Source organism: Aeromonas sp. SG16, from assembly GCF_024436135.1.
GTDB lineage: Bacteria > Pseudomonadota > Gammaproteobacteria > Enterobacterales > Aeromonadaceae > Aeromonas > Aeromonas jandaei.
This window is the reverse complement of sequence record NZ_JANFNW010000001.1, coordinates 761,148-786,310: the sequence shown is the minus strand read 5'-3', so window position 1 is coordinate 786,310 and position 25,163 is coordinate 761,148. Positions and strand designations below refer to the sequence as shown.

The window sequence follows — 25,163 nt, the reverse complement described above, 5'->3', positions numbered from 1 at the left end:
CGCTACATCCTTGTCTTAAAAAGAGGGAGGGGGCAGGTCACGCAATACCGCCAGCACGGCATCCATCTCGCCCTGATAGCCGATGGTGATGCGAATGCTGTTGTCCAGACCCGGCTTGCTGGAGAAATCCCGCAGTATGATGCCGGCGGCCTTCATGGCGGCAAAGACGGTGGCGCCATCCACAAAGCGCACCAGCACGAAGTTGCCCTTGTCCTCGAATACTTCCTTCACGCAGGCAAGCTTTGTCAGCTCTGCCTTGAAGGCGGCTTTTTGCTTGTTGAGTTCGACCACTCGCTCGCGCATCAGCTCCAGCCCCATGGGGGAGAGTGCCTGCGCCGCGATCTGGGCGATGGGCTCGGGGATGGGATAGGGGGCGATCACCTTGGCCAGCATGACGATCACCTCGGGGCTCGCCAGCGTAAAGCCGCAGCGGATCCCCGCCAGAGCAAAGGCTTTGGAGAGGGTGCGGGTCACCACCAGATTGGGGAAGCGAGCAAGCAGATCCACCACGGATGCCTCGGGGCAGAACTCGATATAGGCCTCGTCCACCACCACGATGGCGCGATCCCGGGCTTTCTCCAGCAAAGCGATAAGACCGTCGCGCCCCACCAGATCCCCTGTGGGGTTGTTGGGGGAGCAGAGAAACACCAGCTTCACATCGCTGAGGCGATCGGCAATGGCGGGCCAGTCAGGCTGACGGCTGGCGGTCAGCGGCTGCTCGACGATACCTACGCCGCAGGTCTCGGCGCTGATGGCGTACATGCCGTAGGTGGGCGGACAGATGAGGATCTGATCTTCACCCGCTTCGCAAAAGGTGCGGATCAAGAGCTCGATGGCCTCGTCGGCGCCGCGGCTCACCAGCACCTGATCGGGATTGACTCCAGCGTAGGCGGCATAGCTGTTCACCACCTCGGCCGGTTGGCACTCGGGGTAGCGGTTGAGGCGGCTCCCCTCGATGGTGAAGGGATAGGCCTGCGGCGCCTCGTTGGCGTTGAGCCAGACGTGGCCCTTGCCGCCAATGCGGCGGGCGGATTGATAAGGGGTGAGGGCCCGCACCACGCGGCGCGCCAGATTGGCAATGCTCATGACAAATCCTTCTGCTGTGCTGTTGGTTGGGGCGCGGCGGCCAGGGCGTTCAACCTGAGGGTGACGGCGTTCTTGTGGCCATTAAGCCCCTCGGCCTGGGCGATGCGCTCGACGATAGGGCCAAGGCCGCGAATGCCTTCGGCGCTCAGCTCCTGCACCGTGTAGCGGCGCTGATAATCGGCAAGGCCAAGGCTGGAACAGGTGCGGGCATAGCCATAAGTTGGCAGGGTGTGATTGGTGCCGCTGGCGTAATCGCCGACCGATTCCGGTGTCCATGCTCCCAGAAAGATGGAACCGGCATTTTCAAGCAGGTCCAGCAGATCGCGCGGGGCTCGGGTCTGCACGATCAGGTGCTCCGGCGCGTAGGCGTTAGAGATGGCACATGCCTCGGCCAGATCGTCACAGAGGATCACCAGACTGCTGCCGAGCGCCTGGGCGGCGATATCGCGGCGGCTCAGCTTGGCCAGTTGGCTCTTGATTTCCCCTGCGATGGCATCGGCCAGCAGGGGCGAGGTGGTCACCAGCACCACCTGGCTGTCGGGGCCATGCTCGGCCTGGGAGAGCAGATCCGCCGCCACGAAGGCCGGGTTGGCGCTCTCGTCGGCAATCACTAGCACCTCGGAGGGGCCGGCGGGCATGTCGATGGCGGCGCCGCGCCAGTCGCGCGACACCTGGCCCTTGGCTTCGGTCACATAGGCGTTGCCCGGGCCGAAGATCTTGTCCACCTTGGGAATGCTCTCGGTGCCGTAAGCCATGGCGGCGATGGCTTGGGCGCCGCCAATGGCGAACACCTTCTCGACCCCGCAGGCGCGGGCGGCAAACAGGATCTCGTCGCTGGCGGGGGACGGGGTGCAGAGCACCACTTCCCGGCAACCGGCGATAGCCGCCGGAATGGCCAGCATCATCACGGTGGAAGGGAGCGGTGCGCTGCCGCCCGGCACATAGAGACCGACCCGGCTGATGGGCTGGGTGCGCAGCTCGCACACCACCCCGGGCTGGGTTTCCACCCGCACTACCTGCTGCAGTTGCGCGGCGTGGAAGGTGCGAATATTGGCAATCGCCGCTTCGATGGCACTTTTGATGTCGCCATCCAGCCGTTCGCAAGCAGCTTCAATTTCGGCTTCGCTGACACGCAGCTGTTCACGGGGGGCGCGCTCGAAGCGCAGGCTCAGCTCGCGCAGGGCCTCGTCGCCCCGGCTGCGTACCGCAGCGATGATATCCCTCACCACGACGCCGATATCGGCCTCGTCATTGAGGGCGGGCCGGGTCAGCACGTCGGCCTGCTGGGTGGAGGAGAGGGTCTTCCAGATCAGGGTCTGCATGATATCCCTTCCTTATTCCATCATCTTTTCGATGGGCAGCACCAGAATGGAGCTGGCACCGAGGGCCTTGAGCTGCTCCATGGTCTCCCAGAACAGGGTCTCGCTGGATACAACGTGCAGGGCCACCTGATTGGTGTCACCGGCCAGTTGCATGATGGTGGGGCACTCGGCACCCGGCAGCAGATCGGTGATGGCATCGAGCTTGTCTTTGGGGGCGTGCAGCATGATGTACTTGCTCTCGCGCGCCTGCTGCATCCCCTGAATGCGGGGCAGCAGTTTGTCGATGAGCTTCTGCTTGGCATCGGACAAGGGGTTGGGGGCCTGTACCAGCACAGCCTTGGAGCGGTAGATCACCTCTACTTCTTTCAGGCCATTGGCTTCCAGGGTCGCACCGGTGGAGACCAGATCGCAGATGGCATCGGCGAGACCCGCGCGCGGTGCCACCTCCACCGAGCCACCCAGCATCACGCTCTTGAAGCCGAGACCTTTTTCGTCAAAGAAGCGCTTGAGCAGCCCGGGGTAGGAGGTGGCGATGCGTTTGCCGGCCAGGCTCGCTGGCCCTGTGTAGGTCACATCTTCCGGCACCGCCAGTGAGAGGCGGCAGCCGCCAAAATCGAGCTGCTTGAGAGTCTTGACCGCAAAGGGCTGACCCTGAGAAGCACGAATAAGCTGCACCTCTTCCAGCACGTTCTCGCCGATGATGCCAAGATCGACCACCCCTTCCATTACCAGCCCCGGGATGTCGTCATCACGCACCCGCAGGATATCGATGGGCATGTTCTCGACATGGGCGATAAGGCGCTGCTCGCGCAGGTTGATCTTGAGGCCGCAACTCTTGAACAGGGCCTGGGAGTCCTGGCTCAGACGACCGGACTTTTGCATGGCGATACGCAGACGTTGTGTTTCCATTGCTCGATTTCCTTCTAGTCAAAAACGAAAAAACCCTCGGAAGTGGGTGCTTCCGAGGGTTTATGAATCTTGCGGTCCTTTTGGAAGTCACCAGTAACGTGTCTTCCAGCAGTCAACCTCCTGAAAGACTATTCGGGATGATGATGGTGGTGATGAGTCTTCAGGCTGGTGAACTGCATGTAATCAATCCTTTACAAATAAGATGTCGTAATTGACGCCCGATTTAAACTACCTGCCTTGACGGAAAAAGCAACCAGAAAATGTAATTTGGTCGATTAAAGTTGAGAAAACGGTTTTCTGGTCGATAACTAGACAATAACCCCTTGCAGGAGTTCGTATCATGCCCAGCCAGGACCTGTTGTTCCCCATTTTGCCCCGGGCCCCCGCCACCCCCGGTAGCGAAGAGATCAAGCGGGAAGTGAACCAGATCAGCAAGAAGCATCAGCTGCGCAAGACCAGCACTGACAACAGTGACTCCCAGCAGCGCGAGCAGGCTTATAGCCAGAAAAAGCACGATCAGCAGAAGGTGGAAGAGAGTGATCACAAGCCGGATCCCGACCACCAGATCGATCTCTTCGTCTGAGCATATTATCTGTCCCGCTTTTGCCGCACTTTTGGCATAATGGCCGCTTTGACCGCGGGACGCCCCTTTGACCATCCAGACCCTGTTCAAGCCAGACGGCCCTCTGGCCAGCCATATCGACGGTTTCAAAGCTCGCGCTCCCCAGCTGGAGATGGCCGAGGCGGTCGCTCGCGCCATCAAGAGTCATGGTCGCTTGCTGGTGGAGGCGGGGACCGGTACCGGCAAAACCTACGCCTATCTGGTGCCTGCGCTGGAGTCCGGCAAACGGATCGTGATCAGCACCGGCTCCAAAAACCTGCAGGAGCAGCTCTTCTATCGGGATCTCCCGACCATCACTGGCGCGCTCTCCTATACCCCGCCGGTGGCCCTGCTCAAGGGGCGCAGCAACTATTTGTGCATCGAGCGGATGAACCGGCTCTTGAGCGAATCCCACCTGCAAAAACCGGAAGTGCTCAATGATCTGGTGAAGGTGAAATCCTGGTCCACCGCCACCGACAATGGCGACGTGGGGGATATTCCGGGGCTGCAGGAGAACGCCGAGATCCTGGCTCACGTCACTAGCACCAATGAAAACTGCCTCGGTCGGGATTGCCCCTATTACGACGACTGCCATCTGGTGGTGGCCCGCCGCCGCGCCATGGACGCCCAGGTGGTGGTGATCAACCATCACCTCTTCTTCGCCGATATGGCGGTCAAAGACACCGGATTTGGCGAGCTGGTGCCGGAAGCTCAGGTCTATGTGTTTGATGAAGCCCATCAGCTGTCGGAGATCGCCACCAGCTACTTTGGCAAGTCGGTGGGCAGCCGTACCATTCAGGATCTGGCACAGGATATCCAGCTTGCCTATCGGGCCGAAGCTCACGACATGGCCCAGCTCGGCAAGGCGGCCGACCGGCTTGCCATTGCCAGTCAGGATTTGCGGCTCGCTTTCGGCGTGGATGGTGGTCGCGGTAATACCCGCGACATGCTGCGCCAACCGCTCTGGGGCCAGGCACTGGCTCGTCTTAACGATGCCATCGGGCTCTGCTATGAAGTGCTGAAGCTGGCGCTGGGGCGGGGTGAGCAGCTGGATCACGCTTTCGAGCGTATCAGTGAACTGCGCACCCGCCTTGGCGAGGTGCTGGCAGTCAATCAGACCGGATTCTCCTACTGGTATGACTGCTCACGGCTGCACTTTACCCTCAACCTGACTCCGCTCTCGGTAGCCGAGCGCTTTGGCTCAGAGGTGCTGCGCCCTGAGGTTGCCTGGGTCTTTACCTCTGCCACGCTGACTGTCGATCAGCGTTTCGATCACTTCAAGGCCGAGCTGGGACTGGCGGGTAGCGCCGAGCTTATCCTCGACAGCCCGTTCGATTATGGCGAGCAGGCGCGGCTCTGCGTGCCGCGTTTCCTGCCCGAGCCCAACGCATTTGGCCGCGGTGAGCAGCTGGCCAATCTGATGATCCCGCTGATCAACAAGACACCGGGCGGCTGTTTCTTCCTCTGCACCAGCCATCAGGTGATGCGTCAGGTAGCCGAGGTGCTGCGTCGGGAGATTGGCCGTACCGTCTTGCTGCAGGGGGAGGACAACAAGCAGCGGCTGCTCAAGGAGTTTGTCGAGAATGGCCGCGCCGTGCTGGTGGCGACCAGCAGCTTCTGGGAGGGGATCGACGTGCGAGGCGCTGCGCTCTCCTGTGTTATCATCGACAAACTTCCCTTTGCGAGCCCCGATGACCCTCAGCTCAAGGCTCGGGTGGAGGATTGCAAGTTAAAGGGCGGCGATCCCTTTGCCGAACTTCAGCTGCCCAAGGCGGTGATTGCGCTCAAACAGGGGGTAGGGCGGCTTATTCGTGATCGCAGTGATCACGGCGTACTGGTTATCTGTGATCCGCGCATGGTCAACAAACCCTACGGCGCCACCTTCATCAAGAGTTTGCCCGCCATTCCGCGAACCCGCGAGCTGGCGACGCTGGGAAATTTTTTTGACCGCAGTTGAATATACCCGCCTGACATATGGCCTGTCGCAGCCGTTCAGGCGGGGGATTGTCGCTAACAAACGATTTGAACAACGGGCGAGCATCTCTTGCTTGCCCGTTATGTAATTGACTGATTTTATAGAGATTGGAAAGCATGAACGAGTTGAAGATCCTGGCCGTTGATACCGCCACCGAAGCCTGCTCCGCCGCCTTGCTGGTGGGTGACAAGGTATTCTCCCGTTGGGAGGAGGCGCCACGGGATCACACCCGCAAGATCCTGCCGATGGTTCAGGCTCTGTTGGATGAAGCGGGGATAACCTTGGACAAGCTCGATGCCATCGCTTTTGGCCGTGGCCCGGGCTCTTTTACCGGCGTGCGGATTGGTATCGGCGTCGCACAAGGGCTGGCGTTTGGTGCTGGCGTGCCGCTGATTGGCATCTCCACCCTGGCGGCCATGGCGCAAGGGGCTCATCGGCTGGAAGGGGCCGAGCGGGTGCTGACCGCCATCGATGCACGGATGGACGAGGTCTATTTCGGTCACTACGAGCTGATCGATGGTCGTATCCAGCTGGTGGGTGAAGAGGTGGTAAGTGGCCCGGCCGCGTTGGTGGAAGCCCGTGGCAAGCACTCTGGCCGTTTTACCTGTGTCGGCACCGGTTTTGAGACCTATGGTGAGACCCTCAAGGCTCTTGCCGACGAACTGGTGGTCAGCCAGGTGCGTTTCCCGGCCGCAGAAGACATGTTGCCGCTGGCCCGCACCGCTTGGCTGGCGGGTGAAGCGGTAGCGGTCGAGCAGGCGACCCCGGTATATTTGCGGGACAAGGTGACCTGGAAAAAGCTGCCGGGTCGCGAATAAGGGCAAAGGCGCCATGGCTTTCATGTCGCCTCTGCCACCGAGACTCGCCCTGTCATGGGTTGTGTCGTGGCCTTGGGGCCGTTCGGCGAGAGGAGAGTGACATGTTGAAACGTGCGATGGTGATTGGGGCGACCGCCCTGCTGCTCGGGGCCTGCAGTACGGTGCCCAAGGAGCTGGTCTATCAACCGGAGAACCAGCTGGTGGCCTATCAGCCGGCCCTCGGCGGTATGGAAGGCAAGCCTGCCCGCTGGAGCGGCATCATTTCCGCGGTGCACAACAAGGCGGATCAGAGTGTCATCGAGGTGGTTTATCTGCCGCTGCAGGCCAACGGCGTGCCGGAGCAGACCGAGCAGAGCCCCGGCCGTTTTCTGGCCATCATGAAGGGCTTTGTCGACCCGACCCTCTATGCCAAGGGGCGCAGCCTGACGGTGCTCGGCACCATCGGTAAACCGGTGGATAGCCAGATTGGCGAGCACAACTATCGCTTCTCGGTGCTCAATGTAACGGGCAGCAAGTTGTGGCCGCCGGTCAAGGAGGTGGAGGTTCGCTATGTGGATCCCTACTTCTACGACCCCTTTTACGATCCCTTCTGGCCAAGACGGCCACTCCATCGCTAGGAGCACGCATTGAGTACCCCGATGCAAGAGCGTTTCGTCACCCTGGCGGATGGCCGCCGGGTGGCCTTGCTCGAGAACCGGCAAGCGGTTTCCGAGCAGCCACAAAAGCCCCTGTTGATAGCCCTGCATGGCTGGCTCGACAATGGGGCCAGCTTTCTGCCTCTTGTCCCGTATCTTGATGATTTTCATCTGGTGTGTGTCGATCTGCCGGGGCATGGTCACTCCGATCATAAAACCACGCCCTATGTCTTTGTCGACTGGCTCGACGATCTCTACCAGATCACTCAGGCCGCAGGCTGGCCCCGTTTTACCATGCTGGGCCACTCCCTTGGCGCCCTCATCGCTTCTGCCTATGCTGGCGTGTTCCCCGAACAGATAGAGCGGCTTGTTCTGCTGGAGGGGCTCGGGCCGCTCACGCAGCCTGACGAGGCGGTTCCCGCCCAGATAAGGAGAGCGATCCTCAATCGCAGCCGCACCCGCGAGCGAAGCGCGGCTGGCTTTGCCTCCATCGATGAAGCGGTGGCGGCGCGTTGCAAGGTGGCGGATATCACGCCTGAGGCGGCGCGCCTTATCTGCGAGCGACAACTCGAGGAGCGGGCAGGGCGCTGGCAGTGGCGTAGTGATCCTCGCTTGCGGGATCTCTCGCCGCTGCGGATGAGCGAGGGACAGGCGCAGGCGCTGATCCGCGCCATTTGTTGCCCGGTGCTCTTTATCCGCGGTGAACAGGGATTTGCCGAGCTGGAGGCACAGTGGCAGTTGCGACAGGGGGCCTTCAGGCAGATAGAGCAGGTGATTTTGCCGGGAAATCACCATTTTCATATGGAAAATGGCGCAGCAACCGCCGTTTGTATCGTAAATTTTTGTCAAGTTCGGTAGAATCACCGGCTTTCTATAATTCCAGGTTTGTCATCCCCCTCACATTTTTCCGTTGTTAATTTGCTGTTAATTGATGTTGCGCTGTGTAAATATGGGCGGCATTAGAGTACGTGCTTAAAACAGTTGATTGAAATCGATGTGAACAGGGACGGAGGCAACAGAGTGAGCGCACAGGTGCTAGTTATGCAGGAGAAGTTCGTGGAAAAAGTTTGGCTCAAGCGTTATCCACAAGGGGTCCCCGCCGAGATCAATCCGGAGCAGTTCAGCTCGCTGGTCGAGATGTTTGAATCCTCAGTGAGCCAGTTCGCCGACCAGCCCGCTTTCGTCAACATGGGGCAGACCATCACCTACCGCCGACTGGAAGAGCAGTCCCGCGCCTTTGCTGCCTACCTGCAAAACGAGCTGAAGCTGGAGAAAGGGGATCGGGTCGCGGTGATGATGCCGAACCTGCTGCAATACCCCATCGCCGTGTTCGGCATCCTGCGTGCCGGCATGATAGTGGTCAACGTCAACCCGCTTTATACCCCGCGCGAGCTGGAGCACCAGCTCAAGGACTCCGGTGCCAAGGCCATCGTCATCGTCTCCAACTTCGCCCATACCCTGGAAAAAGTGGTCTACGACACCCCGGTCAAGCACGTTATCCTGACCCGCATGGGTGACAACCTGGGTCTGGCCAAGGGCACCCTGGTCAACTTCGTGGTGAAATACGTCAAGAAGCTGGTACCCAAATACAACTTGCCGCACGCCACCACCATGCGCCAGGCGCTGGCCAAAGGGCGTTATCAGCAGTACATCAAACCGGAGATTGCCTGCGAAGATCTCGCCTTCCTGCAGTACACCGGCGGTACTACCGGTCTCTCCAAGGGGGCCATGCTGACCCACCGCAACATGATTGCCAACGTCGAGCAGTGCCTCGGCGTCTATGGCCCCATGCTGGAGCGGGGCAAGGAGTTTGTGGTTACCGCCTTGCCGCTCTACCACGTCTTCGCACTGACCGTGAACTGCCTGCTCTTTATGCGCCTTGGCGGTTACAACCTGCTGATCAGCAACCCGCGCGATATCCCGGGTTTTGTCAAAGAGATCAAGAAGTACCCCTTCACCTGTATCACCGGCGTCAACACCCTGTTCAACGCCCTGGTCAACAATGCCGAGTTTCAGAGCATCGCCTTTGACAAGCTCAAGCTCACCATCGGTGGCGGCATGGCGGTGCAACGGGCTGTGGCGGAGCAGTGGAAGAGGCTGACCGGCACCCCGCTGCTGGAAGGTTACGGCCTGACCGAGTGCTCACCGCTGGTGAGCGTCTGCCCCTACGATCTGAGTGATTACAACGGCTCCATCGGCCTGCCGGTCTGCTCCACCGATATCCGTCTGGTGGATGACAACGGTCAGGTGATCCACGAATTCGGTACCCCGGGCGAAATGCAGGTGCGCGGCCCGCAGGTGATGGTTGGCTACTGGCAGCGTCCCGAGGCCACTGCCGAAGTGATGCAGGATGGCTGGCTCTGTACCGGTGATATCGCCGTGTGCGACGAGCAGGGCTTCTTCAAGATCGTCGATCGCAAGAAGGACATGATCCTGGTCTCCGGTTTCAACGTCTATCCCAACGAGATCGAAGATGTGGTGGCGCTCCATCCGAAAGTGCTGGAAGTGGCCGCCGTTGGCGTGCCGCACAAGGTCTCCGGCGAGCTGGTGAAGATCTTTGTGGTCAAGAAAGATCCAAAGCTGCAGGAGGACGAGATTATTGCCCACTGCCGCAAACATCTGACTGCCTATAAGGTGCCGAAACTGGTAGAATTTCGTGACGAACTTCCCAAGACCAATGTGGGCAAGATCCTGCGCCGCGTACTGCGTGACGAGGAGATTGCCAAGCAGTAAGGCGCTGCACCGGGCTTTCTGGTGTGTCGCAGTGATGCAAAACCGTGGGTCATCCCACGGTTTTTTCTTTTTGGCCCTGATCAACCGCGCAGGCACAGATGCAATATCAACTTATCACTCAGCAAGCCGAACTTGAGCAGTATCTCGCTTCTCTGGCCGACGTTCCCCTGGCTATCGATACTGAATTCGTTCGCACCCGCACCTATTATCCCCAGCTTGGCCTGTTTCAGATCTACGACGGCCAGCAACTGGCGCTGCTTGACCCGCTCACTCTCGATCTGGCTCCGCTCTGGCAGCGGCTTGGCCGGGCAGGGCAGATCGCCATTTTGCACGCCTCCGGTGAAGATCTGGAGCTGATCCAGCATCAGGCCGGCCATCTGCCCAACCAGATGCACGACACCCAGCTGGCTGCCGCGTTCCTCGGTCACGGTGTATCGGTCGGTTTCGGCGCGTTGGTCAAGGAGTTCCTCGGCGTGGAGCTGGAGAAGGATCAGGCCCGTACCGACTGGCTGGCCCGCCCGCTGACCCCGCGCCAGCTTGAATACGCCGCGGCTGACGTCTTCTACCTGATGCCGCTCTACGAGAAAGTGATGGCCAAATTGCGTGAAAGCGGCAAGTTTGCCTGGTTCGAGCAGGAGTGCCACAGCCACTCCGCCCGCAAGACCCAGGGCAGCGATCCCCGTCAGGCCTATCTCGATATCGTCAACGCCTGGCAACTGGGGCGCCGCGAGCTGGCCATCCTGCGTGAACTGGCCGCCTGGCGCCAGCAGGAGGCGGTACGCCGCGATCTGGCTCTGAACTTTGTGGTCAAAGAGCTGCACCTGTTCAAGGTAGCGGAGCGCCGTGCCGCTTCCCTGCGCGATCTCAATGAGCTCGGCCTCTCTCCCATCGAAATCAAGATCCACGGCAAGCGGATGCTCGATATCGTTGCCAGGGCCCAGCAGAGCGATCCCGATAGCTGGCCCGAGCCCATTCGCCGGCTGGTGGACTATCCCCAGTACAAGGGCGAGCTCAAGCGGATCAAGGCGCTGGTGGAGGAGAAGGCCAAGGCGAGCAACATTCCGCCCGAGCTGATTGCCAGCAAGAAGATCATCCACCAGTACTTCACCTGGCGCTGGCGGATGGGAGATGCGGAGCGTGCCCGTGCCGACAAACCCATGCTGCTGCAAGGGTGGCGCCATGAGCTGGTAGGTCACCTTTTGGAACAATAAGCGCACTTATTGTTGCACCTATGAATCAATCCTCACCCTCGGGTGGGGATTTTTTATCGGGCGACATTCAGAGAGAGGCAATGACGTGGCTGCCGATCTGGCCAAGCGATCAATTTGGCTGGTGCTAGCGGGAATAGAGGAAGAGTGAAAAAGGCAGCGGAAACCGCTGCCTTTTTTGATCACCAGATAGGCTGGGTCAGGTAGGGGTTGCTCGCCTTCTCGCGGCCGAAGGTGGAGCTGGGGCCGTGGCCCGGGATAAAGACGATCTCGTCACCCAGCGGCAGCAGGGTCTCGGTGATCGACTTTATCAGCGTCCCGTGATCGCCACGGGGGAAGTCGGTGCGGCCGATGCTGCCGGCAAAAAGCACGTCGCCAACCCAGGCGAGCTGCTCGGCTTGGGAGAGCAGCACGATATGGCCCGGGGTGTGGCCGGGGCAGAAGTAGACATCCAGCTCGCACTGGCCAAGCTGCACCTTGTCACCCTGTTCAAGCCAGCGATCCGGCGTGAAGGCGGGGGTATGGGCGAAGCCGAACATCTGGCTCTGCTGGGGCAGCATGTCGAGCCAGAAGGCGTCCTCCTTGTGGGGGCCGGTGATGGCGACGCCGGTTTTTTCCCGCAGCTCGGCGGCGGCACCGACGTGATCCAGATGACCGTGGGTCAGCAGGATGTGGGTCAGGGTCAGGCCGCGTTTGGCGATGGCGGCCAACAGTTTGTCCGCTTCGCCGCCCGGATCGATCAGGGCCGCCTGATGGGTCTCGTCACACCAGATGAGGGAGCAGTTCTGGGCGAACTGGGTGACCGGGATCACCTCGAATTTCAACATAGAGTTCCTCTCTTGGGATGGGTCAGCCGCGCAGCGCGCTGGCATGCTGCTCGGCGAAATAGTCGAGGCAGGCCTGCTTGTCACCGCGAAACACGATGCGCTCCTGCTTGTTGCCAAGCTGATAGAGATACATGGGGTCGTAGTAGCGGGTCAGCAGCAACGTGATCCAGGCCAGATGCAGCGCGGTATCACCGCTCTTTTCCTGCTCGGTGAGGGCGGTTTGCATCAGGGCATCCAGCTCTCGGTGGGCCTGATCGCCAAGACGGCGCTTGAGGCGGGCCAGCGCATCGGTGAGGTAGGCAGCAAACAGTGGCCATCCCTCTTCCTGGCCATACATGGCTTGATAGCGCAGCCAGAGATCGTGCACGTAATCCTCACGGATCTGCTCGGCCCGATCGATTTGCGGTACATCCACCACCACCAGCGGTGCCTGACTCATGGCCTCATGGAGGGAGAGGGGCAGGCAGCAGCGGCCAATCAGGCGGCTCTCATCCTCGACCACGAAGGTCTGCTCGCCGCGATGGCGGCGCTTGAGCAGTTCGATGGCGAGGTTGTTTTCAAAGTTGATGTTGCTGGGCTGGCCGCCGGGCAGTTGACCGAAGGAGGAGCCCCTGTGATGGGCGTGCCCCTCCAGATCCACCGCCTGGGTCACCTGATCGAGCATATGGGTCTTGCCGGAGCCGGTCATGCCGGTCAGCACACTCCAGTGACACTCGGCAGAGGCCTTGTCCTGGGTGTCGATCAGAAAACGGCGCAGCTCCTTGTAGCCACCGGCGACGCGGGGGCGAGTCACCCCCGCATCAGCCAGCCACTGTTGTACGGTTTGCGAGCGCAGGCCGCCGCGAAAGCAGTAGAGCACGGCATCGGGCTGCTGGCGCAACTGCGCCAGCCAGCCTTCGAGTCGCTCGGCACGTACTGCTCCCCCCACCAGCTTGTGTCCAAGCTCAATGGCGGCGGCCTGACCCTGCTTCTTGAAGCAGGTCCCCACCTGGGCGCGCTCATCGTCTGTCATCAAGGGCAGATTGGTCGAGCAGGGGAAGGCCCCCTCCTTGAACTCGATGGGGGCGCGCACATCAATCAACGGCACATCGTCCAAAAAGAGTTGGGCGTAGTCCGTGGCCAGTGGCAATTCACTCATTGGACAATCTCGATAAAGCGGGAGCCCTCAAGGGGCTTGATCTGGCCGATGGGCGAGAGCGCAAGGCCAGCTTCGCACGCGATGGCGAGCAGCTCGGCTTCGCTCTCTTTACCCACGGCGACCAGCAGGCCGCCGCTGGTTTGCGGATCACACATGATGTTGCGGGTGCGATCGTCCATGGCATCCAGCTTGTGGCCGTAGGAGTCGTGATTGCGCAGGGTACCGCCCGGGACGCAGCCCTCGGCGAGGTAGTAATCCACCTCGTCCAGCAGCGGCAGCGCCTTGAAGTCTAGGCGGGCGCTGACATTGGATCCTTCGCACATCTCCAGCAGATGGCCCGCCAGACCAAAGCCGGTGACGTCGGTCATGGCGTGGACACCCGGCAGCTCGGCAAAGCGCTGGCCAATCTTGTTGAGGGTGCACATGACGTTGGGGGCCAGTTGCTCGTGTTCCGGCTTCAGCTTGCCCTTCTTCTGGGCGGTGGTGAGGATGCCGATACCGAGGGGCTTGGTCAGATAGAGGGTGTCACCCACCTCGGCGGTATCGTTCTGCTTGATGGCATTCAGAGGCACGATACCGGTGACCGCGAGGCCGAAGATGGGCTCGGGGGCATCGATACTGTGACCACCGGCCAGCGAAATCCCCGCTTCGTGGCACACCTGACGGCCGCCGTCGATCACCTGCTGGGCCACTTCCGGCGCCAGGGTATTGATGGGCCAGCCGAGGATGGCGATGGCAACGATGGGCTTGCCGCCCATGGCGTAGATATCGCTGATGGCGTTGGTGGCGGCGATGCGGCCAAAGGTGAAGGGGTCATCGACGATGGGCATGAAGAAGTCGGTGGTGGATACAATGCCCTGGCCGTTGCCGATATCGACCACGGCCGCGTCATCCTTGCTGCTGTTGCCAACGATCAGGGTCGGGTCGTTGAAGCCCGGGATCTGGCTCTTGAGAATGGTGTCGAGCACCTTGGGAGATATTTTGCAGCCACAGCCAGCGCCATGGCTGTATTGGGTCAGACGAATGGAAGACATACTTACCCCTTGTTTGTGCACCGTGTGCAGAGGCTCTGCGGGAGCCATCTTGGTCAATGCGCGGCCATCTACCGTCATGTAAAGAGCCGCAAAAATAGGTGGCCTTGGCTGCTTCTGGAAGCAGTGATGTCAGGCAGTCACGCAGGGCTGCCGGGTAGGACGGGGAAGAAAAGGCGACAGATGCGCCAACACAGCCCCGCCAAGGGCCACAGGACAGGGCATTATGCCATAAATGCCCGCTCCGGTTCGAACAGGAATTCACACAAAGCGAAGGGGATTGGCGGGTGAAAGGTAAGGGAGGAGGGCGCTGGCATGAGCTACTCAGTTATCGGTAGGGGGAGAGCTCTCGTGGATTTGCCCCGCAGAGGTTGGCTTGACCTCTGCGGGGCTATCAGTTGGCGAAAATGGGTTAGCCGGCTTGCTCCAGCACCCGCTGGCGAGCCTTGCCCCAGCGGCGCAGGCGCCGTTGCAGTGGCCGCTCCAGCAGGTTGTAGCTCAGCGCCGAGAGGCCGATCAGCACCGCCAGCATCAGCAAGGTTGCTACCACCCCCAGCAGCGGGTTGGTCTGGCCATACCACCACTCGGTGATCCCCGGCGCCAGATAGTGGATAAGCTCGCAGCCGGTGAGCAGCACCAGCGCATGGAGCAGGTAGATGGAGTAGGAGAGATCCCCCAGCCAGTTGGTGAAGCGGTTATCCAGGAGGTGCAGCAGCGGGCTTTGGCGATTGCCCTGGCAGGCGGCAATCCAGATCAGCAGCACGTAGGAGCCGATCAGCAGCAGTGTCAGTGGTGGCGTCATGGTGAACTGCATCAGCGCGAAGGGCAGCACAAAGGCGACCAGCAGCGGCAGATCTCGCTTCATCATGGGCAAGCCTTTTGCGGTCTTGACCCTCGGCAGCAGCCAGAGGCCGAGCACAAATTCACTCACCCCGCGCCCCACCGCCAGCGCGCCGCTGGTGACATCCAGGGTGCCGCGACTGTGCACGATAAAGGCCAGCACCGTCAGCGCCAGCAAGGGGGCGAGATGGCTCCAGCGACTGCGGGTGACTGCGAGGGGAATAAGCAGCGGGAACAGCAGGTAGCTGATCCACTCCACGCTGAGCGACCAGGCGGCGAAGTTCCAGGTCAACCCGTGATCGGTTACCACCTGTAGCAGCAGGAAGGCGCTCGGCAGCGCCTCGGCCGGGGTGAAGGGGGAGCCGAAGGGGGGCATCCCTTCCCACTCCCACATTTTGAACAAGGGGCCGGCATAGAAGCCCACCCCGTGCTGCGCCTTGTAAAGCTCCCAGCCGACCAGCAGCAGCAGGGTGACGAGGTAGAGGGGGTAGACACGGGTCAGCCGTAGCCAGAGAAAACGGCCATAGCTCACGGTGCGGGGCGTGCGGGTGAAGGCCTCGCCATAGACATGGGCCAGCACCACGCCGCTCAAAATAAAGAACAGGTCGACCCAGAGGTAGCCATTCTCGATGAGTTGGGTGTGGCCTGCGATCGACTCCATCCACTGGGGAAAGAGCAGCAAGCGGGCATGGAACAGCACCACCATCAGGGCAGCGATGCCCCGCAGCGGCGTTAACAGCGGCAATGATTGATTCATAACGGGATCCCTTGTGATGTTCAGCTTGGCCTGACATCGATTTTTGTTGTTGTACCGTCCATCAATCCTGATGGGACGGTTGCCCCGGCTTGGCTGCCGCAGGCGGGATCACACTACGGAAAAGAGAGTCATACGGGTGTGATTTAAATCATAAATGCGCAGTTATTGTGCAAAAAAATTTAAACAGATAAAGACGTCGGACGCAGGCAGGGAAAGAGGAGGAGAGAGAACACCCATAAAGCAGAGAGGGTGGTCAACGGGGCGAGGGCCAGGTCTATAGGCGTTAAGCAAGACAATCAGGCCCGCAAGGGGCCTGATTGATCACAAGGGGAGGGTGGTTGCCGATCAGCGGGCGCGTACTACCAGACCCTTGAGGTAGAAGCCTTCCGGATAGGCGGTACCGATGGGGTGATCGGAGGCTTGGGAGAGCAGCTCCAGGATCTGGGCATCGCGACCGGCATCGAGCGCTGCATCGGCAACGATCTTCTGGAACAGGCTCTGCTCCATCAGGCCGGAGCAGGAGTAGGTCAAGAGCACGCCACCCGGTGCCAGCAGCTGGAACGCCAGCATGTTGATGTCCTTGTAGCCGCGGCAGGCACCCAGCAGCTGCGCCTTGCTCTCGGCGAACTTGGGCGGATCCAGCACGATGACGTCGAACTTCTCGCCCTTCTCGCGATATTCACGCAGCAGCTTGAACACGTCATGACGGACAAACTGGGTGTTGCTGGTATCCAGCCCGTTCAGCTCGGCATTCTGGCGGGCAATATCCAGCGCATTCTGGGAGAGATCGACGTTGACCACTTCCTTGGCACCGCCCTTGAGGGCATAAACGCCAAACCCACCGGTGTAGCAGAAGCAGTTGAGTACCCGCTTGCCTTCGGTGTACTTGGCGGCAGCCTGACGGTTATCCCGCTGATCCAGATAGAAACCGGTTTTGTGGCCGTTGCGAATATCCACCAGGATCTTGACGCCGCCATTCTCCTCAATGACCACCGGCTCGTTCGGGGTCTCGCCATAGATGACGCCGGTGCGCTCTTTCAGCCCTTCCTTCTTGCGTACCGCCACGTCGGAGCGCTCATAGATGCTGCACTCGGGGTAGAGGGTACGCAGCGCCTGCGTTATCAGCTCACGCTGGAACTCGGCACCGGCAGAGAGAATTTGGCACACCAGAAAATCGGCGTAGCGGTCGATGGTCAGACCCGGCAGACCGTCGGATTCGGCGGCGCAGAGGCGGTAACCGGTGAGGCCCTGACGCTTGATGAGCCCATCGCGGGACTCTTGCGCATATTTGAGGCGACGGATAAAGAAGTCGAGATCGACGGTCTCATCCTTGTCGAAGGTCCAGACCCGGGCACGGATCTGGGAGCTGCCCGACCAGGCGCCACGAGCAAGCCATTTGCCGTCATGGGTGAGGATCTCGACGGTATCGCCGTCAATGGGGTTGCCCTGAACCCGCTCGATCCCCTTGGAGAAGATCCAGGGGTGGCGACGCAGCAGGGATTTTTCGCGGCCTTTGACGAGATAGATGGAAGCGCTCATGGATGTTTGCCAGATGGTCAAAAGAAAAGGGGCCACATTCTATGTGGCCCGCAGGTAAAACTCAAACGGCCCGGTGCATCAGCGTGCCCGAACCGGATGTGACTGACAGATCAGATCCGGATCCCCTTGAGTGCCCGGGTCAGCTCGCTGGCGGTGGCTTTCAGCCCCTGCGTGCCAGCCACCGAGGCGCTGGCAGACTCCTCCACCTGCGCTGCTTCATGGCGTACCTGATCCAGATTGTGGGTGATCTCGGCGGCCACCGAGCTCTGTTCTTCGCTGGAAGTGGCGATCTGGGTACTCATCTCCAGCACCGCATCGCTGTGATTGCTCAGCTTCTCGATATCGAGCCCCACCTCGCTGATGAGTTGCTGGCTGCTGGCCGCGCGACCCACGGTTTTCTCCATGATGTCGTTCAGCGCCCCGGTGCCGGCTTGCAGCTCTTCGATCATCTTCTGGATCTCGACCGTTGCCTGCTGGGTGCGGCTGGCGAGGGTACGCACTTCGTCGGCCACCACCGCAAAGCCGCGTCCCTGCTCACCGGCGCGGGCAGCTTCGATGGCGGCGTTAAGGGCCAAGAGGTTGGTCTGCTGGGAGATGGCGTTGATGACGCTTACCACCTCGTTGATGCGGTTGGCATTGTGGGTCAGGCGCTCTACCGCGCCGGAGGCATTGCCAATCTCGTCGGCCAGAGTGCGGATCGCCTCTATGGTACGAGCCACCCGGTTGGCGCCATTGGCCGCCTCTTCGCTTGATTGACGGGTTTGCTGCAGGGTGTCGTTGGCATTGCGCGCCACTTCGCGAATGGCGGCTGACATCTGTTCCATGGCGGTGGCCAGCGAATCCATGTGCTGGCGCTGGGCGCGCGCCATGTTTTCGCCTTCACTGGCGTGGTCACGAAACTCGTCGGCGGCCATGGCCAGCGCCTCGGCAGACTCTTCGACCAGCTTGACGATCTGATGCTGGCGGTCGGTAAAGCGGTCGATGCTGCCCGCCAGGGTAGAGAACTCGTCGCGTACCGGGAAGAAGTTGAGGCGGAAGGTGAGATCGCCGTCGGCCACGGTTTGCAGCGCCTTGTTGGTGGAGTAAAGGGCGCCGGAGACAAAGGTCATCATGTAGTGGATCACCAGTGCCATCAGGGCTGCCAGCGCGCCAATCATGGTGAGCGTGGTGCCCTGATCATCCCACATTGAGGACGTACTGGTGTCGAGCTCGCCGGTCACATAGCCAGCCTGACCCGCTGGTGCGGTGAAGCGGTAGCGATCGCCCTGCTGTTCGAGCCCGCTCACCCCTTGTGGCTGGATGCGCAGATCGGCTGGCAGAGTGAGCGTTGGCTGCTGGCTGACCAGTTGCGCCGTGGTCTCGACCCGCTGCTGCAACTGCTCAACCTTGAGTTTTATCTCCTGCTCGTGGCTGTTTGCCAGCAGATACCAGCTGAGAAAGGCGATGATCAGCAGGGGAAGCCAGAAGGCGATGTGGAATTTTTCACTGATGGTGAGGTGAATGAGATAGCGGTCAACCCACCGGAATTTAACTTCTTTCATAATGGAGCTGCATCCTGCAGAGATAGAGTGTCGGGCACATTATCGTCTCGGGAATTTTTTTCTTAAGCAGAAGGTGTGAGAAATGGGAGAGCAATCGTTTGTCATTCGGGTGTGGGGGCAGGTGCAAGGGGTCGGATTTCGCTACTTCACCCGTGAGCGTGCCTTGCAGCTGGGGCTGCGCGGCCATGCCTACAACCTGGAGGATGGGTCGGTGGAGATCCTCATCAGCGGGCCGACGCAGGGGGTACAGATGATGCTGGGCTGGCTGGAACATGGCCCGCGCACCGCCCGGGTGACCCGGATGGAGTATGAAGAGGCGCTGCCGCCAAGCTGCCAGGGCTTTCATACCAACTGATCTGCCGGGGACATCATGATTGCCGATACGCGTGATCCCTTGCTGGCGCAGGCCCGGGTGCTGGTTGCCAGCTACCGCCATGCTGCTCGCGCGGTGCGCCGTGAAGCGAGCGAAACCCATGTCCATGGTTACCGCATCGCAGCGCGTCGCATGCAGGCGCTGCTCGCATTGTGGCGACCCGCCCTTTGCCATCCAAAACTGGAACGACGGCTGCAGCGGGCCATTGGCCGACTCTCGGCCCTGCGCGATGCACAGGTTTACGCCGCGCGCTTTGGCGCGTCATCCACAATCGTCTTGCCCAGGGTGACGGTTCCCCTTTTTTCGGGCCTGCTTGCCCGCTGGCTGGATGCATTGGAGCAAACTCCCGATACCTCAGGGCTGGCTCGTCACTACCGGCGCCACCTTGCCCGCCGCCTTGATGGGGCATTGAGCCGACTTGATGAGCACCCGGCTGGCAACGTCTCCCATCGCCAGCAGCTGCGCCGCTGGCATCATCTGCGCCTTGAGATAAAACAGGCGCGCTACGGCGCCGAGTTGCTGCTGGAGCTGGGGGCGGGGGAGGCGCAGTGGGTCAGCGCCTTTAGTCATTGGCAGGAGCGGCTCGGGCAGTTGCAGGATTGGCGGCAGTGGCGGCGCGCACTGAAAGGAAACAAACGGCAGCGCAGGGTGAGGTGCAAACTCAAGCGCAAGATAGTGACTCGATTGCGCCGCCTCGATTGCCAGCAGGCGGAACTGGTAGGGCTCAAGGTGGCGATGCTGGATAGCCCGCTCTAACCATCTTGCCGGATGCTCAACGGGAGTAATCCGCAGAGTCGCAGAGATTTAAAAGAGTGCAGAGACAAAAAAAGAGGCCCGCAGGCCTCTTTTTTATCTTTATCGGGTTGATGTGCTTACTTGACGCGCATGCCCGGCTGGGCGCCTTCCTGCGGCTCCAGGATCCAGAGATCCTTGCCGCCCGGGCCTGCAGCCAGCACCATGCCTTCGGACATGCCGAAACGCATCTTGCGTGGTGCCAGGTTGGCCACCATCACGGTCAGCTTGCCTTCCAGATCTTCCGGGTTATAGGCGGACTTGATACCGGCAAACACCTGACGGGTTTCGCCGCCGATATCCAGTTGCAGCTTGAGCAGCTTCTCGGCTTCCGGTACCGCTTCGGCCTTCTTGATCAGCGCTACGCGCAGGTCAATCTTGGCAAAGTCGTCATAGGTGATGGTTTCGCTGATGGGGTCATCAGCCAGCGGGCCGGTCACTTTCGGTGCCTGCTCCTTGGCCAGGTCTTCCTTGGATGCCTCGATCATGGCTTCAATTTTGGCCGGCTCGATGCGGGAGAAGAGGGCCTTGAACGGCGCAACGGTATGATCGACCAGCGGCATCTCGATGCCATCCCAGCTGAGGGTTTCAGCCAGGAAGGCTTCGGCACGTTCGGCCAGCAGCGGCATGACGGGCTTGAGGTAGGCCATCAGTACGCGGAACAGGTTGATACCGACGGAGCAGACAGCTTGCAGCTCGGCGTCAGCCCCTTCCTGCTTGGCGATGACCCAGGGAGCCTTGTCATCCACATAGCGGTTGGCCTTGTCGGCCAGCGCCATGATTTCGCGGATGGCACGGCTGAACTCGCGGCTCTCATAAGCCTCGGCAATGGCGGTGCGGGCATTGGCAAACTCGGCGTAGAGCTCGGGCTCGGCGCAGGTGGCTGCCAGCTTGCCGCCAAAACGCTTGGCGATAAAGCCGGCGTTGCGGGAGGCGAGGTTGACCAGCTTGTTGACCACGTCAGCGTTGACGCGCTGCACGAAATCTTCGAGGTTCAGGTCCAGATCGTCGATGCGGCTGTTGAGCTTGGCGGCGTAGTAGTAACGCAGGCACTCCGGATCCAGGTGGTTCAGGTAGGTAGATGCCTTGATGAAGGTGCCCTTGGATTTGGACATCTTGGCGCCGTTGACGGTCACATAACCGTGCACGTTGACCTTGGTCGGTTTGCGGAAGTTGGCACCTTCCAGCATGGATGGCCAGAACAGGCAGTGGAAGTAGGCGATGTCCTTGCCGATAAAGTGGTAGAGCTCGGCCTCGGAGTCCGCTTTCCAGTAGCTGTCAAAGTCGATGTCGCCACGCTTGTTGCACAGGTTCTTGAAGGAAGCCATGTAGCCGATGGGCGCATCCAGCCAGACGTAGAAGTACTTGCCCGGAGCGCCGGGAATTTCGAACCCGAAGTAGGGGGCGTCACGGGTGATGTCCCACTGCTGCAGGCCGCTTTCGAACCACTCCTGCATCTTGTTGGCCATCTCTTCCTGAATGGCGCCGGAGCCACGTACCCACTCTGCCAGCCATTTTTCAAACTGCGGCAGGTCGAAGAAGAAGTGCTCGGAGTCCTTCATCACCGGAGTCGCGCCGGAGACGGCAGATTTCGGATCGATAAGCTCAGTCGGGCTGTAGGTGGCGCCGCAGCTGTCACAGTTGTCGCCATACTGCTCCGGAGACTTGCACTTGGGGCAGGTACCCTTGACGAAACGATCCGGCAGGAACATCGATTTTTCCGGATCGAACAGCTGGGAGATGGTGCGGCTCTTGATAAAGCCACCATTTTTCAGGCGGCCATAGATCAGCTCCGCCAGCTCGCGGTTTTCATCGCTGTGGGTGGAGTGATAGTTGTCAAAGCTGATGTTGAACCCGGCGAAATCGGCCTGGTGCTCCTTGGAGACCGCAGCAATCATCTCTTCCGGGGTGATCCCCATCTGCTGTGCCTTGAGCATGATCGGGGTGCCGTGGGCATCATCGGCACAGATGAAGTGCACCTGATGACCGCGCATTCGCTGATAACGAACCCAGATATCGGCCTGGATATGTTCCAGCATGTGGCCAAGGTGAATGGAGCCATTGGCATAGGGGAGGGCGCAGGTTACCAGCATTTTACGAGGATCAGTTGCCATATTACGTTCTTGATGTGCTTGTTGGGATGATAGAGTGCCGTGCATGTTACCCGAATTGGGGGTAGCCTGCCTAGGGTTGTGGCTGTGCCGGGCTTGGCCGGATGCACCATCTGTACCGCAGGCAAGCCACTGATTTGTGTGCGGTAACCGTTCACCTCAAGATAATGACAACATAATGAGGAGTTAATGGTGATTGATTCAGTAAAACAGATCCTCGCCGAATTTAAGCCGGCAGGCTGGAGCAAGGATCTGGTCGGTGCCGGATTTGTGCGCGACGTCATCAGCAAGGATCAAAGTCTCTCTATCCGTCTGGTGTTGCCCTTTGCCGCGCTGTCGCTGCTCGATACCCTCAAGGAGGAGTTCGACGCCAGATTGCGCGCTGCCACCGGCGTCTCCCGCATCGACTGGCAACTTTCGATCGATGTGGCCAGCATGCCGCGGGCGCAGGGGCTCAACGCAGTGCAGGGCATTCGCAACATCATCGTCGTTGCTTCCGGCAAGGGCGGGGTGGGTAAGTCCACCACCGCGGTCAACCTGGCGCTGGCCCTGAAAAAGGAGGGGGCGCGGGTCGCCATTCTCGATGCCGATATCTATGGCCCCTCCATCCCTACCATGATGGGCACCCTCAAGGAGCGCCCGGTCAGTCATGATGGCAAACTGATGGAGCCGGTGATGGCCTGTGGCCTCAAGAGCAACAGCATCGGCTATCTGGTCTCCGAGCAGGATGCCACCATCTGGCGTGGCCCCATGGCGAGCAAGGCACTGGCGCAGATCCTCCACGAGACCCGCTGGGGCGAGGTGGATTATCTGGTGGTCGACATGCCGCCGGGCACCGGTGATATCCAGCTCACCATGGCTCAGCAGGTGCCCACCTCGGCGGCGGTGATCGTGACCACCCCGCAGGATGTGGCGCTGGCCGATGCCCGCAAGGGGATCGCCATGTTCCACAAAGTCAATGTGCCGGTGCTCGGCATCATCGAGAACATGAGCTACCACGTCTGCAGCGCCTGTGGTCACCATGAGCCGTTGTTCGGTACCGGTGGCGGCCAGAAGATGGCAGAGCAGTATCAAGTGGCACTGCTTGGTCAGCTGCCGCTGCACATCGACATCCGCCAGCACATGGATGATGGCTGCCCGACCGTCTTCAGTTCGCCGGAAGGAAGCCTGGCTCAGGCCTATTTGAAGCTGGCGCGCAGGGTGGGGGCCGAACTCTTTTTCAGCGCAAAACCGATTGCGACCCCGCTTTATACTGTCGCGCTGGATGAATAATCAGCTGTCGGTCACCTGATGGGGATTTGAGGGTGGGCATGGCCCACCCTTTTTCATATAATGGATCGGTTTAAACAATCCCCACTGCTCTTCTCTTTTAGGTATTTGTCATGTCTGATACTCAACATTCGTGTGTGATCATCGGTATTGCCGGCGCGTCCGCGTCAGGCAAAAGTCTTATAGCCCAGACCATTTATGAAGAGCTGGTGGCAGAACTGGGTGCAGGTCAGATTGGTGTGATCACCGAAGATTGCTACTACCGTGATCAGACCCACCTGACCATGGAAGAGCGGGTAAAAACCAACTATGACCACCCCAATGCGCTGGATCACGACCTGCTGGTTCAGCACCTGAGTCAATTGCTGAAAGGGGATGCGGTAGACATTCCCCAGTACTCCTACACCGAGCACACCCGGATGAGCGAGGTGACTCCGTTCGCCCCGCGCCGTGTGATCATTCTGGAAGGTATTCTGCTGTTGACCGACAGCCGTCTGCGCGACCTGATGGATGCCTCCATCTTTATGGATACACCGCTGGACATCTGTCTGCTGCGCCGACTGGTGCGTGACGTGCAGGAGCGTGGCCGGACTATGGACTCCGTGCTCAAGCAGTATCAAAAGACCGTACGCCCCATGTTCCTGCAGTTCATCGAGCCTTCCAAACAGTATGCCGATGTGATTGTGCCCCGTGGTGGCAAGAACCGTATCGCGATCGACATGCTCAAGGCGCGTATTCGCCACATGTTGATTGGTTAAGTTGAAACAAGCCGGGTGATGCCCGGCTTTTTTAAAGCACAAAGTAGTCAGGAGAGTCGCCAATGCGTCTGTGTGATACCGATATCGAACGCCATCTGGATGAGGGCAAGATCGTCATTGAGCCACGGCCCGGTGTAGAACGGATCAGTGGCGTCAGCGTCGATGTGCTGCTGGGTAACGAGTTTCGGGTGTTTCGCGATCATACCGCCCCCTATATCGATCTGAGCGGCCCGAGCAGCGAGATGGCCGATGCCATCGATCGGGTGATGAGCGACGAGATCCACATCCCGGATGGCGAAGCCTTCTATCTGCACCCGGGTCAGCTGGCGCTGGCCGTGACCTATGAATCCGTCACCCTGCCGGCAGATATCGTCGGCTGGCTCGATGGCCGCTCTTCGCTGGCCCGTCTTGGTCTGATGGTGCATGTCACGGCACACCGTATCGATCCGGGCTGGTCTGGCCGTATCGTGCTGGAGTTCTACAATGGCGGCAAATTGCCGCTGGCGTTGCGTCCCAAGATGAAGATCGGCGCGTTGAACTTCGAGATGCTCTCAGGCACCGCAGCCCGTCCGTACAACAAGCGGGAAAATGCCAAGTACAAGAGCCAGCAGGGTGCTGTCGCCAGTCGTATCAACCAGGATTGATGCTGCCCGCAGGCATGATTGGAAAAGAGGAGCACAAAGTGGCTCCTCTTTTTTGGTTTATGTTGCAGGCGAGCGGGCGCTGCGAAGATACGGATGACTCCTGGCTGGTCGGATGAGAATGGTTGGCAAACGATATTTTTATGCTTTTTCATGCCTGATGGGGGTGAAAAAGAGGGCTAAAAATGACGTTTGTTGGCTGAATTGTCAGCAACTTTGTTGTTTATTGGCATCAACTGCTCGCTTTAATTAATCTCTG

Annotated in this window: 22 protein-coding genes and 1 other annotated feature; of the genes, 12 read left to right on the top strand and 10 right to left on the bottom strand. The window is 60.1% G+C overall.

Annotated features, from left to right (window positions below):
• Window positions 1-15: 15 nt before the first annotated feature.
• The 3 genes from hisC to hisG are packed head-to-tail and all read right to left on the bottom strand — an operon-like array spanning window position 16 to window position 3,317.
• Window positions 16-1,086, bottom strand: coding sequence for a histidinol-phosphate transaminase (hisC, locus tag NOM67_RS03620; RefSeq protein WP_255933838.1), 1,071 nt, complete (start codon window positions 1,084-1,086; stop codon window positions 16-18).
• Window positions 1,083-2,408, bottom strand: a complete 1,326-nt coding sequence (gene hisD / locus NOM67_RS03615) for a histidinol dehydrogenase (protein WP_255933837.1) — start codon at window positions 2,406-2,408, stop codon at window positions 1,083-1,085. The genes hisC and hisD overlap by 4 nt, the downstream gene beginning before the upstream one ends.
• A 12-nt stretch (window positions 2,409-2,420) precedes the next feature.
• On the bottom strand, window positions 2,421-3,317 hold the full coding sequence (hisG, locus tag NOM67_RS03610; protein WP_182925515.1) for an ATP phosphoribosyltransferase: 897 nt from the start codon (window positions 3,315-3,317) through the stop codon (window positions 2,421-2,423).
• A 28-nt stretch (window positions 3,318-3,345) separates the two neighbouring features.
• Window positions 3,346-3,470 (bottom strand) — a sequence feature (His leader region).
• Between the two features lie 187 nt (window positions 3,471-3,657).
• On the opposite strand from hisG, the gene NOM67_RS03605 reads away from it, so the two are divergent.
• From NOM67_RS03605 to rnd, 7 genes are all read left to right on the top strand, one after another.
• Window positions 3,658-3,900 carry a hypothetical protein gene (locus NOM67_RS03605; protein WP_041207701.1) on the top strand — a complete coding sequence of 81 codons (243 nt, stop codon included), beginning with the start codon at window positions 3,658-3,660 and terminating at the stop codon, window positions 3,898-3,900.
• Between the two features lie 67 nt (window positions 3,901-3,967).
• Window positions 3,968-5,875 carry an ATP-dependent DNA helicase gene (locus NOM67_RS03600; protein WP_201908188.1) on the top strand — a complete coding sequence of 636 codons (1,908 nt, stop codon included), beginning with the start codon at window positions 3,968-3,970 and terminating at the stop codon, window positions 5,873-5,875.
• 134 nt (window positions 5,876-6,009) lie between these two features.
• A complete protein-coding gene (gene tsaB, locus NOM67_RS03595) occupies window positions 6,010-6,711 on the top strand; it encodes a tRNA (adenosine(37)-N6)-threonylcarbamoyltransferase complex dimerization subunit type 1 TsaB (RefSeq protein ID WP_041207703.1) in 702 nt (233 codons plus the stop codon).
• A 101-nt stretch (window positions 6,712-6,812) separates the two neighbouring features.
• Window positions 6,813-7,328, top strand: coding sequence for a Slp family lipoprotein (locus NOM67_RS03590; RefSeq protein ID WP_041207704.1), 516 nt, complete (start codon window positions 6,813-6,815; stop codon window positions 7,326-7,328).
• A gap of 9 nt (window positions 7,329-7,337) precedes the next feature.
• A complete protein-coding gene (locus tag NOM67_RS03585; protein ID WP_255933831.1) occupies window positions 7,338-8,204 on the top strand; it encodes an alpha/beta fold hydrolase in 867 nt (288 codons plus the stop codon).
• 198 nt (window positions 8,205-8,402) lie between these two features.
• Window positions 8,403-10,079: a long-chain-fatty-acid--CoA ligase FadD gene (fadD, locus tag NOM67_RS03580; protein WP_370689129.1), complete on the top strand. Its 1,677-nt coding sequence runs from the start codon at window positions 8,403-8,405 to the stop codon at window positions 10,077-10,079.
• A gap of 98 nt (window positions 10,080-10,177) precedes the next feature.
• On the top strand, window positions 10,178-11,290 hold the full coding sequence (gene rnd, locus NOM67_RS03575) for a ribonuclease D (RefSeq protein WP_255933827.1): 1,113 nt from the start codon (window positions 10,178-10,180) through the stop codon (window positions 11,288-11,290).
• Between the two features lie 179 nt (window positions 11,291-11,469).
• Here the strand turns inward: rnd and NOM67_RS03570 are convergent, their stop codons facing one another.
• The 6 genes from NOM67_RS03570 to NOM67_RS03545 all read right to left on the bottom strand — a co-directional run bounded on the left by NOM67_RS03570 (window position 11,470) and on the right by NOM67_RS03545 (window position 18,960).
• Window positions 11,470-12,114, bottom strand: coding sequence for an MBL fold metallo-hydrolase (locus NOM67_RS03570; RefSeq protein ID WP_042030935.1), 645 nt, complete (start codon window positions 12,112-12,114; stop codon window positions 11,470-11,472).
• 22 nt (window positions 12,115-12,136) lie between these two features.
• Window positions 12,137-13,252, bottom strand: coding sequence for a tRNA 2-selenouridine(34) synthase MnmH (gene mnmH, locus NOM67_RS03565; RefSeq protein ID WP_255933823.1), 1,116 nt, complete (start codon window positions 13,250-13,252; stop codon window positions 12,137-12,139).
• The gene (gene selD, locus NOM67_RS03560) at window positions 13,249-14,286 is read right to left on the bottom strand and encodes a selenide, water dikinase SelD (RefSeq protein WP_255933822.1); all 1,038 of its coding nucleotides are present in this window, start codon (window positions 14,284-14,286) and stop codon (window positions 13,249-13,251) included. The genes mnmH and selD overlap by 4 nt, the downstream gene beginning before the upstream one ends.
• A gap of 409 nt (window positions 14,287-14,695) precedes the next feature.
• Window positions 14,696-15,880 (bottom strand): acyltransferase, encoded by a 1,185-nt coding sequence (locus NOM67_RS03555; RefSeq protein ID WP_255933821.1) that lies wholly within the window; start codon window positions 15,878-15,880, stop codon window positions 14,696-14,698.
• Window positions 15,881-16,225: 345 nt separating this feature from the next.
• Window positions 16,226-17,419 carry a class I SAM-dependent methyltransferase gene (locus NOM67_RS03550; protein WP_025201720.1) on the bottom strand — a complete coding sequence of 398 codons (1,194 nt, stop codon included), beginning with the start codon at window positions 17,417-17,419 and terminating at the stop codon, window positions 16,226-16,228.
• 110 nt (window positions 17,420-17,529) lie between these two features.
• On the bottom strand, window positions 17,530-18,960 hold the full coding sequence (locus NOM67_RS03545) for a methyl-accepting chemotaxis protein (protein WP_255933819.1): 1,431 nt from the start codon (window positions 18,958-18,960) through the stop codon (window positions 17,530-17,532).
• An 82-nt stretch (window positions 18,961-19,042) separates the two neighbouring features.
• Here NOM67_RS03545 and NOM67_RS03540 point away from each other — a divergent pair, with 82 nt between their 5' ends.
• Both NOM67_RS03540 and NOM67_RS03535 read left to right on the top strand, forming a co-directional pair.
• Entirely contained in the window at window positions 19,043-19,315 is a 273-nt protein-coding gene (locus tag NOM67_RS03540; protein WP_255933817.1) for an acylphosphatase, read from the top strand.
• Between the two features lie 15 nt (window positions 19,316-19,330).
• Complete coding sequence (locus NOM67_RS03535; protein WP_255933816.1) at window positions 19,331-20,089, top strand: CHAD domain-containing protein; 759 nt, start codon at window positions 19,331-19,333, stop codon at window positions 20,087-20,089.
• 116 nt (window positions 20,090-20,205) lie between these two features.
• On the opposite strand, the gene metG is transcribed toward NOM67_RS03535, so the two are convergent.
• The gene (metG, locus tag NOM67_RS03530) at window positions 20,206-22,239 is read right to left on the bottom strand and encodes a methionine--tRNA ligase (protein WP_104014789.1); all 2,034 of its coding nucleotides are present in this window, start codon (window positions 22,237-22,239) and stop codon (window positions 20,206-20,208) included.
• A 186-nt stretch (window positions 22,240-22,425) separates the two neighbouring features.
• Between metG and apbC the strand changes: the two genes are divergently transcribed.
• The 3 genes from apbC to dcd all read left to right on the top strand — a co-directional run bounded on the left by apbC (window position 22,426) and on the right by dcd (window position 24,907).
• The gene (apbC, locus tag NOM67_RS03525) at window positions 22,426-23,508 is read left to right on the top strand and encodes an iron-sulfur cluster carrier protein ApbC (RefSeq protein ID WP_255933815.1); all 1,083 of its coding nucleotides are present in this window, start codon (window positions 22,426-22,428) and stop codon (window positions 23,506-23,508) included.
• 110 nt (window positions 23,509-23,618) lie between these two features.
• A complete protein-coding gene (udk, locus tag NOM67_RS03520; RefSeq protein ID WP_041207717.1) occupies window positions 23,619-24,263 on the top strand; it encodes a uridine kinase in 645 nt (214 codons plus the stop codon).
• Window positions 24,264-24,325: 62 nt separating this feature from the next.
• Window positions 24,326-24,907, top strand: coding sequence for a dCTP deaminase (dcd, locus tag NOM67_RS03515; RefSeq protein WP_041207718.1), 582 nt, complete (start codon window positions 24,326-24,328; stop codon window positions 24,905-24,907).
• The last annotated feature ends 256 nt before the right edge of the window (window positions 24,908-25,163 follow it).